Source organism: Caulobacter sp. 602-1 (assembly GCF_003931565.1).
Taxonomy (GTDB): domain Bacteria; phylum Pseudomonadota; class Alphaproteobacteria; order Caulobacterales; family Caulobacteraceae; genus Caulobacter.
Genome location: NZ_RRYI01000162.1, coordinates 1 through 283, shown reverse-complemented (window position 1 = coordinate 283; position 283 = coordinate 1). Strand labels below are relative to the sequence as shown.

1 protein-coding gene is annotated in these 283 nt (G+C 58.7%); it reads left to right on the top strand.

Translation table 11 applies throughout. The annotated features are described in order from the left end of the window. On the top strand, positions 1–283 hold a 283-nt coding region (locus tag EIK80_RS25720), incomplete at both ends, for a hypothetical protein (protein WP_148099153.1).

Here is a 283-nt window from a genome sequence, read left to right as displayed (position 1 = left end):
CAGATGATCCGCGTCTACATCGCCCAGCACCGTAAGATCACGGTGGGCGACAAGCTCTCCGGCCGCCATGGCAACAAGGGCTGCATCTCTCGCATCCTGCCGGAAGAGGATATGCCGTTCCTTGCCGACGGTACTCCGGTCGACATCATGTTGAACCCGCTGGGTGTGCCTTCCCGAATGAACCTCGGTCAGGTGCTTGAGCTGCACCTCGGCTGGATTGCTCACTCCGGTTGGGACATCTCTTTGGATCCGAATCTGGAAGCCGAGTGGAAGAAGCTGATTC